This window comes from Pseudomonas sp. 09C 129 (assembly GCF_002843625.1).
Taxonomy (GTDB): domain Bacteria; phylum Pseudomonadota; class Gammaproteobacteria; order Pseudomonadales; family Pseudomonadaceae; genus Aquipseudomonas; species Aquipseudomonas chlororaphis.
Genome location: NZ_CP025261.1, coordinates 1,730,241 through 1,744,643 on the forward strand (window position 1 = coordinate 1,730,241; position 14,403 = coordinate 1,744,643).

Annotated in this window: 11 protein-coding genes; 7 read left to right on the top strand and 4 right to left on the bottom strand. The window is 64.8% G+C overall.

Going from position 1 to position 14,403, the window contains the following annotated elements; translation table 11 throughout:
- Positions 1-74 precede the first annotated feature (74 nt).
- Together CXQ81_RS07920 and CXQ81_RS07925 are read left to right on the top strand one after the other, a co-directional pair.
- A complete protein-coding gene (locus tag CXQ81_RS07920; RefSeq protein ID WP_101336924.1) occupies positions 75-3,650 on the top strand; it encodes an ATP-binding protein in 3,576 nt (1,191 codons plus the stop codon).
- Between the two features lie 90 nt (positions 3,651-3,740).
- A complete protein-coding gene (locus CXQ81_RS07925; protein ID WP_101336925.1) occupies positions 3,741-4,985 on the top strand; it encodes an EAL domain-containing protein in 1,245 nt (414 codons plus the stop codon).
- An 8-nt stretch (positions 4,986-4,993) separates the two neighbouring features.
- Here CXQ81_RS07925 and CXQ81_RS07930 read toward each other — a convergent pair whose 3' ends face one another.
- Positions 4,994-5,656, bottom strand: coding sequence for a response regulator transcription factor (locus tag CXQ81_RS07930; RefSeq protein WP_101336926.1), 663 nt, complete (start codon positions 5,654-5,656; stop codon positions 4,994-4,996).
- A gap of 103 nt (positions 5,657-5,759) precedes the next feature.
- On the opposite strand from CXQ81_RS07930, the gene CXQ81_RS31005 reads away from it, so the two are divergent.
- Positions 5,760-5,942, top strand: coding sequence for a hypothetical protein (locus CXQ81_RS31005; protein WP_124298080.1), 183 nt, complete (start codon positions 5,760-5,762; stop codon positions 5,940-5,942).
- Between the two features lie 188 nt (positions 5,943-6,130).
- Positions 6,131-6,415 carry a DUF3509 domain-containing protein gene (locus CXQ81_RS07935; RefSeq protein ID WP_007923026.1) on the top strand — a complete coding sequence of 95 codons (285 nt, stop codon included), beginning with the start codon at positions 6,131-6,133 and terminating at the stop codon, positions 6,413-6,415.
- 166 nt (positions 6,416-6,581) lie between these two features.
- On the opposite strand, the gene CXQ81_RS07940 is transcribed toward CXQ81_RS07935, so the two are convergent.
- Both CXQ81_RS07940 and CXQ81_RS07945 read right to left on the bottom strand, forming a co-directional pair.
- Positions 6,582-7,451 carry a TIGR02285 family protein gene (locus tag CXQ81_RS07940; protein WP_371860875.1) on the bottom strand — a complete coding sequence of 290 codons (870 nt, stop codon included), beginning with the start codon at positions 7,449-7,451 and terminating at the stop codon, positions 6,582-6,584.
- 66 nt (positions 7,452-7,517) lie between these two features.
- A complete protein-coding gene (locus tag CXQ81_RS07945; RefSeq protein ID WP_101336927.1) occupies positions 7,518-8,717 on the bottom strand; it encodes a CaiB/BaiF CoA-transferase family protein in 1,200 nt (399 codons plus the stop codon).
- 149 nt (positions 8,718-8,866) lie between these two features.
- Here CXQ81_RS07945 and CXQ81_RS07950 point away from each other — a divergent pair, with 149 nt between their 5' ends.
- From CXQ81_RS07950 to CXQ81_RS07960, 3 genes are all read left to right on the top strand, one after another.
- Positions 8,867-9,406, top strand: a complete 540-nt coding sequence (locus CXQ81_RS07950) for a YaeQ family protein (protein WP_007923023.1) — start codon at positions 8,867-8,869, stop codon at positions 9,404-9,406.
- A gap of 61 nt (positions 9,407-9,467) precedes the next feature.
- Positions 9,468-11,177: a single-stranded-DNA-specific exonuclease RecJ gene (gene recJ, locus CXQ81_RS07955; RefSeq protein WP_053259755.1), complete on the top strand. Its 1,710-nt coding sequence runs from the start codon at positions 9,468-9,470 to the stop codon at positions 11,175-11,177.
- 294 nt (positions 11,178-11,471) lie between these two features.
- The gene (locus CXQ81_RS07960) at positions 11,472-12,578 is read left to right on the top strand and encodes an NADH:flavin oxidoreductase/NADH oxidase (protein WP_009042333.1); all 1,107 of its coding nucleotides are present in this window, start codon (positions 11,472-11,474) and stop codon (positions 12,576-12,578) included.
- A 192-nt stretch (positions 12,579-12,770) separates the two neighbouring features.
- On the opposite strand, the gene CXQ81_RS07965 is transcribed toward CXQ81_RS07960, so the two are convergent.
- Positions 12,771-14,390, bottom strand: a complete 1,620-nt coding sequence (locus tag CXQ81_RS07965; protein ID WP_007928017.1) for a glucan biosynthesis protein D — start codon at positions 14,388-14,390, stop codon at positions 12,771-12,773.
- Positions 14,391-14,403 lie beyond the last annotated feature (13 nt).

The following is a 14,403-nucleotide window of genomic DNA, read 5'->3' on the forward strand; positions in this document are numbered from 1 at the left end:
CTTAAGGCCAGAGCTCAAGGACAGAGCATCTAGAATAGGGCGGCGACGCGTCGAGGATCACCCACAGGATGCTTATGTTGCTGCGCCCGGTTTTGTGCACATTGATGGTTTTGGCGACGCTGGCCCTGGCCCCGTGCCTGATGGCGGCGCAGAACCTGCCCTTCAAGCTGGTGCCGGCCTTCGTCGAACTGGAGCCGCTCACCCTGGCCCCGGTCGAACGGCAATGGCTGGCGGGCCGTGGCACCTTGAAGGTGGGCATTTCGATCGATGACTACCAGCCGATCGACATCACGCGCGACCGCAATCGTTACCAGGGCATCAGCGCCGACTACCTGAGCCTGGTCGGCGAACGCCTGGGCATGCCCATGGAGGTGTTGGGGTTCTCCGAGCGCGAGCAAGCGGTCGAGGCGCTGCGCAATGGCACGATCGACATCCTCACCAGCGCCAACGGTTACGAGCGCGGGGTCACCGGGTTGCACTTTTCCAGCGACTACATGCCTGACCGGGCGGTGGTGGTCGTACGCCGGGACGAGGCCCAGATCCCCGAGGACCTGGCCGGCAAGAAAGTGGTGCTGCTGGAAGGGTATGCGGACGCGAAGGTCGCCCACGCGGCTTATCCCCACAGCCAGATCATTCTCTCGCCCAATCTGTACAGCGGCCTGGAAGCGCTGAATCAGGGGGATGTCGATGCCTTTATCGGCAATGAAGTGATCGTCCGTGCCTACAAGGCGCTGCGTCCTTACCTGGGGTTGCAGGTCCGCACCGGCAGCCGGCTGCCGCCGATCGGCTTTGCCTTCGCCACGCGCCAGAGCGACCCGTTGTTGAGCCGCCTGATCGAGCGAGCGCTGGAGAGCATCGACGATTCCACGGACCGGGAAATCCTGGCCCGCTGGACCACTGGGCTGGGCGCCAGCACCGGCGACGAGCGGATCAAGTTGAGCAAGGCGGAGCGCGCCTGGCTGCTCGAACATCAGCATGTGGTGGTGGCTTCCCAGCAGTACCCACCCTACGTGTTCAAGGACAAGGACGGCCAGTGGACCGGGCTGAACATCGACCTGCTCAACCGCATCTCGAGAATGACCGGCCTGCAGTTCATCCAGGAGGAAAGTTTTTCCACGACCCATACCCTGGACCTGCTGCTCAAGGGCCGGGCCCAGATGAACACCACCTTGTCGGCCAATGACGAGCGCTGCGGCTTCCTCGACTTCACCCACCCCTTCGGCGGTTCGGCCTGGGTGTTCGTGGTCCGCGCCGAGGACATCCAGCTCAACACCTTCAGCCAGTTGGCGGGCCGGGTGCTGGCGCTGCCGGCCAAGCATGCGCTGGAAAGCTACGTCCGGCAGAACTACCCGAAGGTCCGCCTGCGTTCGGTCGCTACCTACCAGGAGGCGCGGGCCCTGGTGGCCAATGGCGAGGCCGACGCGACCATCCAGAATGAAGTCGAGGTGCAGGGGTATCCGGCGAACGGGCTGCGCATCGGCCGCAGCGTCGAAGGCAAGTGGTCGGCCGACGAGTTGTCGGTGCGCCGGGACCAGCCCGAGCTGCTGAGCATTCTGAACAAGGCCCTGGAAGCCTTCCCGGTGGCCGAGCTCAGCGCCATCCGCCTGAAATGGCTCGGGGTGACCCCGGTGCCGGTGCCCATGTGGCAGCGGGTGCCGGTGTGGATCTACTGGGTCACCTTCACCGCCATCCTGTTCGGCCTGCTGTCCCTGGCCTGGAACACCCGGCTCAAGGGGCAGATCCGCCAGCGCCTGCAAGCCGAGCAACGCCTCAACGACCAGGTGGCGTTCAAGCGCGCCTTGCTCGACGGTATCCCCAACCCGATCTTCGTCCGCGACCTGGCCGGGCGCCTGATCACCTGCAACAAAAGCTACGAAACCCAGACCGGCATGCGCCTGGAACAGATCAAGGGGCTGTGCCTGACCGAGCTGGATGTGTTGCCCGAGGCCACGGCCCGGCAGTTGCACCGCGAGTTCCTGGAGCAGCTGGAGTCCCAGGAGTCGGTGTTCGTCGACCGTCAGATCGAGTCCAGAAGGGGCCCGGTGCATGTCTATCAATGGACGGTACCGTTCTACAGCGCCCAGGGTGAATTGCAGGGGTTGCTGGGGGGCTGGATCGATATCACCGAGCGCAAGCGCCTGGAGGAAGAGCTGCTGCAAGCGCGTCGCGCGGCGGATCAGGCGAACTATGCCAAGAGCGCCTTTCTCTCGACCATGAGCCACGAGATACGCACGCCGATGAACGCGATCATCGGTTTGCTGGAACTGGAAAAGGAACAGGCGCGCCTGCGCGGCATGCCGTTTTCCGATGCGCTGCGCGTGGCCTACCAGTCGGCACAGGAGCTGGTCGGCCTGATGGGCGACAACCTCGATCTGGCCAAGATCGAGGCCGGGCACATGCAGCTGGCGCCGCAGACCGTGGCCCTGCGAGGCTTCTTCGAAGACATACAGCAATTGTTCGAGGTCACCGCGCGCAACAAGGGGCTGCACCTGACGCTGGCCTTCGACAAGGCGGCGGACGGCTTCTACTGGCTCGACCCGCTGCGCCTGCGCCAGGTGCTGCACAACCTGCTGAGCAATGCCCTGAAGTTCACCCAGGCCGGTGAGGTGCGGGTGTCCGTGGAGCGCCAGGCCGATGAACATGGCGCCGACCGTTTGTGCATCAGCGTGGCCGACACCGGGTCGGGCATCAGCCCCGAGAAGCAGGCGAGCCTGTTCGATCCGTTCATCCAGGCCCATCTGCAGACGACGCCGGAGCAGGGCGGCACCGGCCTGGGCCTGAGCATCTGCAAGCAACTGGTGGAGCTGATGGGCGGGCGCATTCTGCTGCAAAGCCAACCTGGCGCGGGAACCACCGTGACCCTTGAGCTTTACCCGGAACAGGTGGTCGAGGATTTCAGCCAGTCGCCCCAGGTGACCCGCGAGCGCCCGCAGAGCCGTCGCATGTCGGTGCTGGTGGTCGACGACGTACGCGCCAATCGCATGGTGCTCAGCCAGCAACTGATGTTCCTCGGGCACAAGGTGGTGGCGCTCGACAGCGCCGAGGTGGCGCTGGCGCGCTGGCAGGGCGAGGCGTTCGACCTGGTGATGACCGACTGCCACATGCCGGGCATGAGCGGTTATCAGCTGAGCGAAGCGATACGGCAGATCGAGGCCCGGGAAGGGCGTGACGCCTGCCCGCTGATCGGTTGCACGGCCAATGCCTTCGAGGATGAGCAGCAGCGCTGCGAGCAGGCCGGCATGGATGAACTGCTGGTCAAGCCGGTGACCCTGGACCGGTTGGCGCAGATGCTTGCGCGCTTCTTGCCGCCGCCGTCCTTCGACATCCAGACCCTGCGCACCATGACCCAGGCGGACGAGCCGATCCTGCAACGCATGCTGCGCGAGCTGTGGAGCAACCTGGGGCAGGAGCAGGCGGCCCTGGAATCGGCGGTGCTGGAGCAGGACTGGGCGCGTATCGGCGCGTCCACGCACCGCCTCAAAGGGGTGTGCTGCCTGATCGATGCGCTGCCGCTGGCCCAGGTCTGCATCGACCTGGAGGCCGTTGCCCGGGCCCGCTCGACGGCGGTGCTGGCGGAGCACTGGCTGCGCCTGAAGGAGGCCATCGGTTGCTTGCGCAGCGATATCGAGCCGCATCTGGGTAGCGATTAAGACTTGTCTTATGGGGCGGCCTGCCCGCTGCGATTAACGTACCGGCCCGCTGCGGATTCTCGCCGCTCTCGCCGTATCGGAGGTCGTTCCATGCACAGGTTGAAAGTGCTCGTTCTTGAAGACAATTCGTTCCAGTTGATGGCCCTGCACCAGATGCTCAACGCCAATGGCGTGTTCAACGTGTTGAATGCCGAAAGCGTTGCCGCCGCCCGACAATCCCTGGACAACAAGGGGCCGGTGGATATTGCCATCTGCGATCTGTACCTGGAGCAGGCCGACGGGCTGGAGCTGATTCGTTACCTGGCAGAGCAGCAACGGGCGAAGGCGCTGATCATTCTCAGCGACGCGCAAGCGGATGTCCGCGAAGGCGCCGCGGCCATGGCCCGGCAGCAGGGCCTGAATGTGCTGGGCTGTCTGCCCAAGCCGGCCTCGGTCACCCTGCTCAATGAACTGCTGGGCCTGTACCAGCAATGCTTCGAGCCTGGGCCGCAAGACTTGTCGCTGGCCCAGGTGCGCGAAACCCTGGCCCTGGATGTGTTCCAGCCGGAGGTGCCGACCGCCGAGGAAGGGCTGGCGGCGGTACAGCGTCATGGGGTCGCGCACTTCCAGCCGGTGGTCAGCCAGGACGGCGAGGTCCTGGGCGTCGAGGCGCTGGCGCGCTGGCAGCACCCGGAACACGGCTTGATGCTGCCCGCCGAGTTCCTGCCAGTGATCGAATTCGCCGGCCTGGAGGAAGCCTTCACCTGGCTCATGCTGGAGCAGGCCCTGCAATTGTCGGCCGGAGTGCGCCTGGTCATGGGCCGTTCGCTGGCGATCTCGGTGAATATCCCGGTGGGCATGCTGGAACTGCCGAACTTCGCGCGTCAGCTGGAAACCCTGCTACGGCGTTTTGAAGTGCCGGCACGCCTGCTGACCCTGGAAATCGTCGAGACCACCGAACTGGAAACCGATATCGCCCATGTGGAGGCCCTGCTGCGCCTGCGCATGATCGGCTGCAAGCTGTCGATTGGCGACTTCGGCACCGGCGGCACCAGCCTGCAGCGCCTGTTGGAATTGCCGTTCACCGAGCTGAAGATCCCGCCGGCCTTCGTCTGCGGGCTGGCTGGCGATGAGCGCAAGGCGGCCGTGGTGGCCGGCGCCATGAGCATGGCCCGGCGCATGTCGCTGGGCGTGGTGCTGGCGGGTATCGAGAGCGCCGCCGACTATCAGGAGGCCAAGAAGCTGGGGCAGGCGCGCCTGCAAGGCTGTTTCATCGCCGAGCCCATGAGCGCCGTCGCCGTGCGCCAGTGGATCGCCCGGCGCTTGCATGACGAGCTCGACGAACAGGCCGGCTGAGCCGGGGCTCAGGCGAGCCCGTGTTCCTGCACGTAGATGTACAGCGCCGCGGCGCTGGACAGGCCGAGCTTGCGCATGGCGCTGACCTTCTGGGTGCTGACGGTCTTTTTGCTGCGGCTGAGCTTGGCGGCGATTTCCCCGACCGTCAGTCCGGCCGCCAGCAGGCGGATGACCTCGAGCTCGCGGGGCGACAGCTGTTCCCCGGACAACAAGCGATCCGGCCCGACCTCGCCCGCCAGGCTGAGAAGTTGCTGGATGGCCTGGGCGACAAACACCTTGTCGCGGCGCACATGGCTGATCGCCGCTGGCAGCTCGTCGGCCAGGCTGGCCTTGCTCAGCAGCCCCGAGACGCCCAGGTCGAGAATCGAACGGAACAGCCCGGCATTGTTGAGCATGGTCACCACCACGATCGGCAGCCGGGGATGATGCCGGCGCAGTTGCTCGATCAGGCGTAGACCATCGTTCTGCTGTTCGCCCGGCATCATGAAGTCGGTGACCAGTACGTCGCAGGGACAGCTTTGCAGCAGTTCGCCGAGGGCGGTCGGGGAACTGGCTTCGCCGACGATCTCCAGGTTGTCGTCGCGCTCCAGGACGGCCCGCAGGCCGATGAGGAAAATCGGGTGATCGTCGGCCAGGACGATCCGCAGTTTTTTATTGGACGTTTGATTCAAGACTCGCTCCGGTGAGAAGGCAGCATTTCGGACAGGCCCTGCAACCGGGCACCGTCATCGCTGCGCCGCCGGGCTTTGCCAACCGCTCGAGGAGAGGGCCCCCATGGCCACACCCCCACCTGCCAGAAAGACCTGCGCCAGGCCTGAAAATCCGCCTCGGGAGCAGGTCGCGATGCCGGTTCGGATCGACCCTCGGCGCTATTCCTGCCAACAGGCGGTATTGCGCTACAAGAAGGTCGAGGCGCTGATCGATCAGCCGGCTCCGTCGCGTTCGTTTCTGGTTTGAGTGCCGATTCTAGTCTGATCCGGGCTGTTTTTTATCTGTCATGTTTTGCGGGCATGCTGGATCGACTCAGGTCGGCAACCGCTGGCGGTTGCGAACTTTCTTCTCTGGGCGATGGTCACTTGAATGCCAGAAAGCTACCGGCATTGGTGTATTCGAGCCTTAATTCCAGCTATTGAGTGGTGATCGAGATGGAAAGTATCAGCCTATTGTTGGGTGAAGCTTTGAGCCCGTATCAGGTAACTCTGACCCCGCGCGCGCAGGGGGAATGCCTGGTGACCCTGAAGAATGCCTTGGGGGCCATCGTGGTCGAGCGCGAGTTCAGCCAGGCCCAGTTGACCGACAAGCGCCAGTTGACCGATGTCGTCGACGGTCTGCATCGCGACGTATTGATCGCCGAAGGCCGTCTGGAACCCTGTGTCATCGCGGCCTTGCGCAATGTGGCCCGGGAGAAGGCGTTCGACAGCGCACGCTGACTGGAATTTTCGGGAACCTTCGCAGCAAGCCATCAGTCAGACCCTTGGCAACAGGATCGAGCATTGTGCTCCGGTGCTTGTCGCCTGTTGCGCGGGTCTGGTTTCAGGCCACGTTTAACCCCGAGTCGTCTCCCCACTGCTCGGGGTTTCTTTTTGCCCGGATTTTTTATCGCAGCGGCGCGTCGCGGAAAAACGCCAGGGCATCGCTGCGGTATTGCTCGCGCCGTGACGGTTCCAGCCACTGGGCATAAAGCTCCAGCAAGGTGTGCGGGCGCAGTTCGAGCAGCGCCCGGTTGATGCGCTCCACCGCCTGCCTGCCTTGCGCTGTGTTCGAGCAGCCGACGTTCACTGACTGGTATCTGGGCATGCCCTGGATCGGGTAGAACTCCAGCTCATCGGGATCGATCCCTTGCTGTTGCGCCTGGAAACGGATTTCTGTCTGGTAACCGATCAAGGCTTTCAGGCGCCCGTGGCGTTGCATCTGCAGCAGGTTGCCGATGGCGCTGTTGCCGTAGTGGGCCATCAGCGCGCCGAGCGGAGCCTGTTTGAGCAGGCTGTCGATCGGTTCGCCATAGCTGCGCTCGGCCACCACGCCCACATTGTGCAGGGGGCTGACCAGCAGTGCGCCCAGGTCGATCTGGCCGTCATGGATAAACGGCAGCAGGTCGGGACGGTCCTGGCGCTGTACCGCCAGGCCGTTGCTGAACATGCGAAAAGTGGTGATGGAAAACGCCAGCCATTGCGCCCGCTGCGGGGTGAACAGCAGCGCCGGATCGCAGACGAAGGGCAGTTCCCGGAGCATCTGCATGGCCCGGGCGCGGTTGACGTGCACGAACTGATGGTCGTACTCCGGCAGGCTGGCCATCAGCGCGGGCAGGGCCTGATCGATCACGCCCAGGCCTTTTTGCGGACCTTCGAAAATCGTCATCGGCGGCAGGTCGCGCAACACCCAGATCAGCGTGTCCCGGGCCTGGCTGGCCGGTGACCAGGCGCCGAGCGCCAGCAGCATCGACAACAGGCGTATGCCACGAATCATTCGCCTGCTACGGCATGGGGTCATCAGGCTGCTGATCCTTGTCGGTAAAAGGCATTGCTTTTCAAACTAGATCGCGCCGTTGTCACGCAGGCTTTTGATCTGCTGCTCGTCGTAGCCCAGGGCGCCCAGTACCTGGGCATTGTGTTCGCCGAGCGCGGGGCCGACCCATTCGGACGAGCCTGGGGTGTCCGAGAGTTTCGGCACGATGCCGGGCATCTTGAATGCCTTGCCGTCCGGCAGCTTGGCCTGGAGGAACATTTCCCGGGCGAGAAACTGCGGATCGCTGAACATGTCCTCGGCGCTGAAGATGCGGCTGGCAGGGACTTGTGCCTGGTTCAGCAATTCGAGCACAGGCTCCAGCGGCAGCGAGTTGACCCAGCGATCGATGACCCCGTACAGCTCGTCGCGCCGGCTGTCGCGGCCGTCGTTGCTGGCCAGGGCCGGGTCGTTGGCCAGGTCGTCGCGGCCGATCAGCAGCATGAAGCGCTTGAAGATCGCATCGCCGTTGGCGCCGATCTGCACATGCTTGCCATCAGCGCTGGTATGAATGGAGGAGGGCGTGATGCCGGGCATGATGTTGCCGGTGCGTTCGCGGATGAAGCCGAAGACATCGAACTCCGGGACCATGCTTTCCATCATGGCGAAGATCGCTTCGTACAACGCCACGTCCACCACCTGGCCCTGGCCGCCGTTCACCTCACGGTGCCGCAGGGCCATCAGCGCGCCAATCACGCCCCAGAGGGCGGCAATCGAGTCGCCGATGGAAATGCCGGTGCGCACCGGCGGCCGGTCCTCGAAACCGGTGATGTAGCGCAGCCCGCCCATGGACTCGCCGACCGCGCCGAAACCGGGCTGGTCCTTCATCGGCCCGGTCTGGCCGAAGCCGGACAGGCGCACCATCACCAGCTTGGGATTGAGCGCATGCAGGGTGTCCCAGCCCAGGCCGAGCTTTTCCAGGACCCCGGGGCGAAAGTTCTCGATCAGGATGTCGGCCTCGGCCAACAGCTTCTTCAGCACCTCCAGGCCGTCCGGGTGCTTGAGGTTCAGGGTCAGGGACTTTTTGTTGCGCGCCTGGACGAACCACCACAAGGACGTGCCTTCATACAGCTTGCGCCACTTGCGCAGCGGGTCGCCGCCGTCCGGCGATTCGACCTTGACCACTTCGGCGCCGAATTCGGCGCAGATGCGCGAGGCGAACGGGCCGGCGATCAGGGTGCCGAGTTCGACGACTTTCAGGCCGGCAAGAGGTTTGGCGGTAAGCGGCATGGAAGATCCTTGTAGGACAAAGATTGGACGGTAGAGCGTTTTAACATAGCCCGGCGCTCCCTCGCCAAAGGATGATGGTGCGCGATTCGTGGATTGGCGCGTGCATCGGTTAGACTTGCCGCCTTTCCTCGTATCAAGAAGCCCCGTCCATGGCCCAGCCGTCTACCACCTACAAGTTTGAATTGAACCTGACTGACCTCGATCGCGGGGTGTACGAAAGCGTCAAGCAAACCATCGCCCGCCATCCGTCGGAAACCGAAGAGCGCATGACCGTGCGTCTGCTGGCCTACGCCCTTTGGTACAACGAACACCTGTCGTTCGGTCGTGGCCTGTCGGAAGTGGATGAGCCGGCCCTGTGGGAAAAAAGCCTGGACGACCGCGTGCTGCACTGGATCGAAGTCGGCCAGCCGGACGCCGAGCGCCTGACCTGGTGTTCGCGCCGTACCGAGCGCACCAGCCTGCTGGCCTACGGCAGCCTGCGCGTGTGGCAGACCCGCGTAGTGGACGCGGTGAAGAACCTGAAGAACCTCAATATCGCCGGCGTGCCTCAGGACGTCCTGGAAGTCCTGGCCAAGGACATGCCGCGCGTTATCAAGTGGGACGTGATGATCAGCGAAGGCACGATCTTCGTCACCGACGATCGCGGCCAGCACGAAGTCCAGCTGGAATGGCTGTTGGGCGAACGCTGAGTTCGCCACGCCGCGTTGTTTCGCCGTATCCCCCGTATCGAAGAGAAGCTTCTGTCACCCCATGCGTATCGAACCTCGTGAGTTGCCCGCCACCCTGCCGTTTCTCGGTGATCTGCCGCCGTTGCTGACCCGCCTGTACGCCGCCCGTGGCGTGCAGTCCGAGGCCGAGCTGGACAAGAGCCTGGCGCGGTTGATCCCGTTCCAGCAGCTCAAGGGCATCGAGGCGGCAGTCGACTTGCTGGTGACGGCGCTGGAGCAGCGCGAACGCATCCTGATCGTCGGCGACTTCGACGCCGACGGCGCTACCGCCAGTACCGTGGGGCTGCTCGGCCTGCGCCTGCTGGGCGCGGCCCATGTCGATTACCTGGTGCCGAACCGTTTCGAGTACGGCTATGGCCTGACCCCGGAAATCGTCGCGGTGGCTCTGGAGCGCAAGCCGCAGTTGCTGATCACCGTGGACAACGGCATCTCCAGTGTCGAGGGCGTGGCGGCGGCCAAGGCGGCCGGGCTGAAAGTGCTGGTCACCGACCACCACTTGCCGGGCCACGAGTTGCCGGCGGCCGACGCCATCGTCAACCCGAACCAGCCCGGCTGCGAGTTCCCGAGCAAGGCGCTGGCCGGGGTCGGGGTGATCTTCTATGTGCTGATGGCGCTGCGCGCCCGCCTGCGCAGCCTTGGCTGGTACGAAGCCAAGCCGCAACCGAATATCGGCGAGCTGCTGGATCTGGTGGCGCTGGGCAGCGTGGCCGACGTGGTGCCGCTGGACGCCAACAACCGCATCCTGGTGCACCAGGGGCTGGAGCGGATTCGCGCCGGGCGCGCGCGGCCGGGGATCAAGGCGATCCTCGAAGTGGCCAAGCGCGAGGCGTCGCGCATCACCTCCACCGACCTGGGCTTCATCCTTGGCCCACGGTTGAATGCCGCCGGCCGCCTGGACGATATGAGCCTGGGCATCGAATGCCTGCTCAGCCATGACATGGCCCTGGCGCGGGAAATGGCCAGCCAGCTGGACGAGTTGAACCAGGATCGCAAATCCATCGAGCAGGGCATGCAGCGCGAAGCCCTGGCCCAGCTCAAGGACTTGCCGGTGGAATCAATGCCGTTCGGCCTGTGCCTGTTCGAGCCCGACTGGCACCAGGGAGTGATCGGGATTCTCGCTTCGCGGCTGAAGGAGCGTTACCACCGGCCGACCATCGCCTTTGCCGACGCCGGCGAAGGCATGCTCAAGGGGTCGGCGCGTTCGGTGCCGGGCTTTCATATCCGCGACGCCCTGGACGCGGTGGCGGCCAAACATCCGGACCTGATCAGCAAGTTCGGCGGTCACGCCATGGCCGCCGGCCTGTCGCTGCCGGAGCAGAATTTCCCGGCCTTCGCCGAGGCCTTCGATGCCGAGGTGCGCCGCCAGCTGCGCGAGGAAGACCTGACCGGGCGCCTGCTGTCGGACGGCACCCTGGCGGTGGAAGAGTTCCACCTCGAACTGGCCCGCGCCCTGCGCCATGCCGGGCCCTGGGGCCAGCACTTTCCCGAGCCGCTGTTCCATGGCGTGTTCCAGCTGGTGGAGCAGCGCGTCGTCGGCGAGCGCCACCTCAAGGTGGTGCTGCGCAGCGAATGCGGTTCGGTGAAACTCGACGGCATTGCCTTCGGCATCGACCGCGATATCTGGCCGAACCCGACCATCCGCTGGGTGGAACTGGCCTACAAGCTGGACCTCAACGAGTTCCGCGGCCAGGAAACGGTGCAACTGATGATTGCCCATATCGAACCGCGCTGACCCGCGCGGACGCTTTCGCGGGCAAGCCTCGCTCCTACGAACGGTGGGCGCTGCTTCTGTAGGAGCCAGGCTTGCCGGCGAAGAGGACGCTGCGGTGTACCAGGCCGGGCACTGACAAAGTGCATCGGAACCCTGCTGGTCGCGCCGTTGTCGACTAGGCTCTAAACACTGCTTGATTGGCCTTGTGACGTTTTGTCCTTTTTCTCCCGCGGGGGCGGGCGCTGTTCCTTTCCAGTCACTCGTCGACTTTTCAAACAGAACCCTGGAGCCTGACCACTGATCGAGAGGTGCCCCATGAGTCTGCTGCTTGAGCCCTATACCCTTCGTCAATTGACCTTACTCAACCGCATCGCGGTATCGCCCATGTGCCAGTACTCCAGCGTAGATGGACTGGCCAATGACTGGCACCTGGTGCACCTCGGCAGTCGTGCCGTGGGCGGCGCCGGACTGATTTTCACCGAGGCCACGGCGGTCACCGCCGACGGGCGCATCACCGCCCAGGACCTCGGCCTGTGGAACGACGAACAGATTGCACCCTTGCAACGCATCACCCGGTTCATCACCGCCCAGGGCGCGGTTGCCGGCATCCAGCTGGCCCACGCCGGACGCAAGGCCAGCACCCATCGGCCCTGGCTGGGCAAGCACGGCAGCGTCAAGCCCGAGGAGGGCGGCTGGGTCCCGGTTGGCCCTTCGCCGATTGCCTTCGACCCGCAACACACGCCGCCGACCCAGCTCGACGAAGGGCAGATCGCCGCGATCGTCCAGGCCTTCGTCGATTCGGCCAAACGCGCCCTGGTCGCCGGTTTCAAGGTGGTCGAAGTGCATGCCGCCCATGGCTACCTGCTGCATCAATTCCTCTCGCCCCTGAGCAATCAGCGTCGCGACCAGTACGGTGGCTCCTTCGATAACCGCATTCGCCTGGTCCTGCAGGTGTGTGAGGCGGTGCGGGCGGTCTGGCCGGAAGAGTTGCCGCTGTTCGTCCGGGTGTCGGCCACCGACTGGGTTGAGGACGGCTGGAATCCGGACGAAACCGTCGAGCTGGCATGCCGCCTGAAAGCATTGGGTGTGGACCTGATCGATGTCTCGTCGGGCGGCACCGCGGTCAATGCCGAAATCCCCACCGGCCCGGGCTACCAGACCCGCTTCGCCGAACGGGTGCGCAAGGAGTCGGGGATCGCCACCGGCACCGTGGGCATGATCACCGAGCCGGCCCAGGCCGAGCATATTCTGCGCACCTGCCAGGCCGACATCATCTTCCTCGCCCGGGAGCTGCTGCGCGACCCGTACTGGCCGCTGCACGCCGACGACGACCTGAGCGGGCACAAGGCGATCTGGCCGGCGCAGTACCAGCGCGCGACCCATCGCGACCAGCCGATTCACGAGTCGGATCTGCGCGAGTGAGCTGCGCGGAGGCATAAAAAAACCGGCCTGTGAGGGCCGGTTTTTTGTGCTGGCGGGCAACCTGTAGCCGCTGCCGCAGGCTGCGATCGACCGGGAACCGGTCGCAAATCGGGCGACGCGGATCGACTGAAGAGCCTGGGTCCGCTGCGCGGCCCATCGCAGCCTGCGGCAGCGGCTACAGATAGTGCTGCATCAGCTGTACTTGCGCTTGTCCGGTGCCGGCGGGAAGTACTGGTACAGCCAGGTTTCGCTCAGGGTGCGATCGTTGCTGCGGATGAACAGCCGCAGCTCCACCGGATCGACGCTGTCGTTGGTCGGGTACCAGTCGAAGAGCACGCGATAACCCTGGATCTCGTCCAGCTTCAGCACGTGGAAATCCTTGACCTGACCGTTCGACGCAGTGACCACGGGCTCGATGCCGGTGCCCTCCGGCAGCCGCTCCAGCCCGCCGCCGTTGAAGTCCACGGCGAAGCGCCGGGCCCAGACCGGCGGATAATGCTCGCCCGGCGCCCAGCCCTCGACGAAGCCGCCCATGCCCGAACGGGTGGCGTTGACCCGCGCCAGCGGCGTGCCCACCGGTGGCAGGGCGCTCCAGTACAGCTTGTAGCCGTAGTTCAGCGAATCCCCGGCGGCCAGCGGTGTTTTCGGGGTCCAGAAGGCCACGATATTGTCCAGGGTCTCGCCGGTGGTGGGGATCTCCAGCAGGTCGACCGAGCCTTCGCCCCAGGCGGTGGTCGGCTCGACCCACAGGCTCGGGCGCCGGCTGTACCAGTCCACGGTGTCCTGGTAGTTGGCGAACTCGTGGTCGGTCTGCACCAGGCCGAAACCCTTCGGGTCCTTGTCGGCGAAGGCGTTGAATTGCAGGGTCGCCGGGTTGTTCAGCGGGCGGCAGATCCACTCGCCGTTGCCGCGCCACATGGCCAGGCGGTCCGAGTCGTGGATCTGCGGATGGATGGTGTCGCACATGCGCCGCTCATGGGTGCCGCAGCTGAACATGCTGGTCATCGGCGCGATGCCCAGTTGTTCGATGGCGGTGCGGGCGTTGACGTGCGCATCGACGTCCATCACCACGCGCTCGGCCTGGCAGTCGATGTCGAAGCGGTAGGCGCCGGTGGCGCTGGGCGAATCGAGCAGGGCATAGACCACGAAGCGGGTGCTGTCCTTGTCCGGGGTCTCGAACCAGAACTGGGTGAAGTCGGGGAATTCTTCGCGCTTCTTGGCGTAGGTGTCGATCGCCAGGCCGCGGGCCGAGAGACCGTACTGGCCAGTCTTGTCCACCGCGCGGAAATAGCTGGCGCCGAGGAAGGACACCACATCGTGCCTGTCCAGCTCCGGGGCCTTGAACAGCTTGAAGCCGGCAAAACCCAGGTCGCCCTTGAGCTGCGCGGTGTCGACGCTGGTGTTCTGGTAGTTGAACAGCGACGGGCGGAAATGCACTTCCCGCGCCTGCCGGGTCTTGGCATCGACGCTGTGCATGCGCACCGGCTGCTTGAAGCCCATGCCGACGTGGAAGAACTGCACGTCCAGCTGGCCGTTCAGCTCCTTCCACAGCGAGTGGTTGCCGTCGTACCGGATCGCGTTGAAGTTCTGCGGGGTCATGGTCGCCAGGGTCGGCGGCAGCACCTGCTTGGTGTCCACGTAGGGCTTGCCGGCCAACTGCTTGGCCCGGGCCTTGAGAATCTCGAAATCGAAGGCTTGCGCTTCGCCGTCGGCGGCGCCCGCCCAGGCCCGGGTGGCCAGCAGACCCGTGGCTGACAGGCCGGTGTAGGCGGCCAGCGCCATGGATGCTTTCAGAAGATGCCTGCGATGCATAAGTGAACCTTGT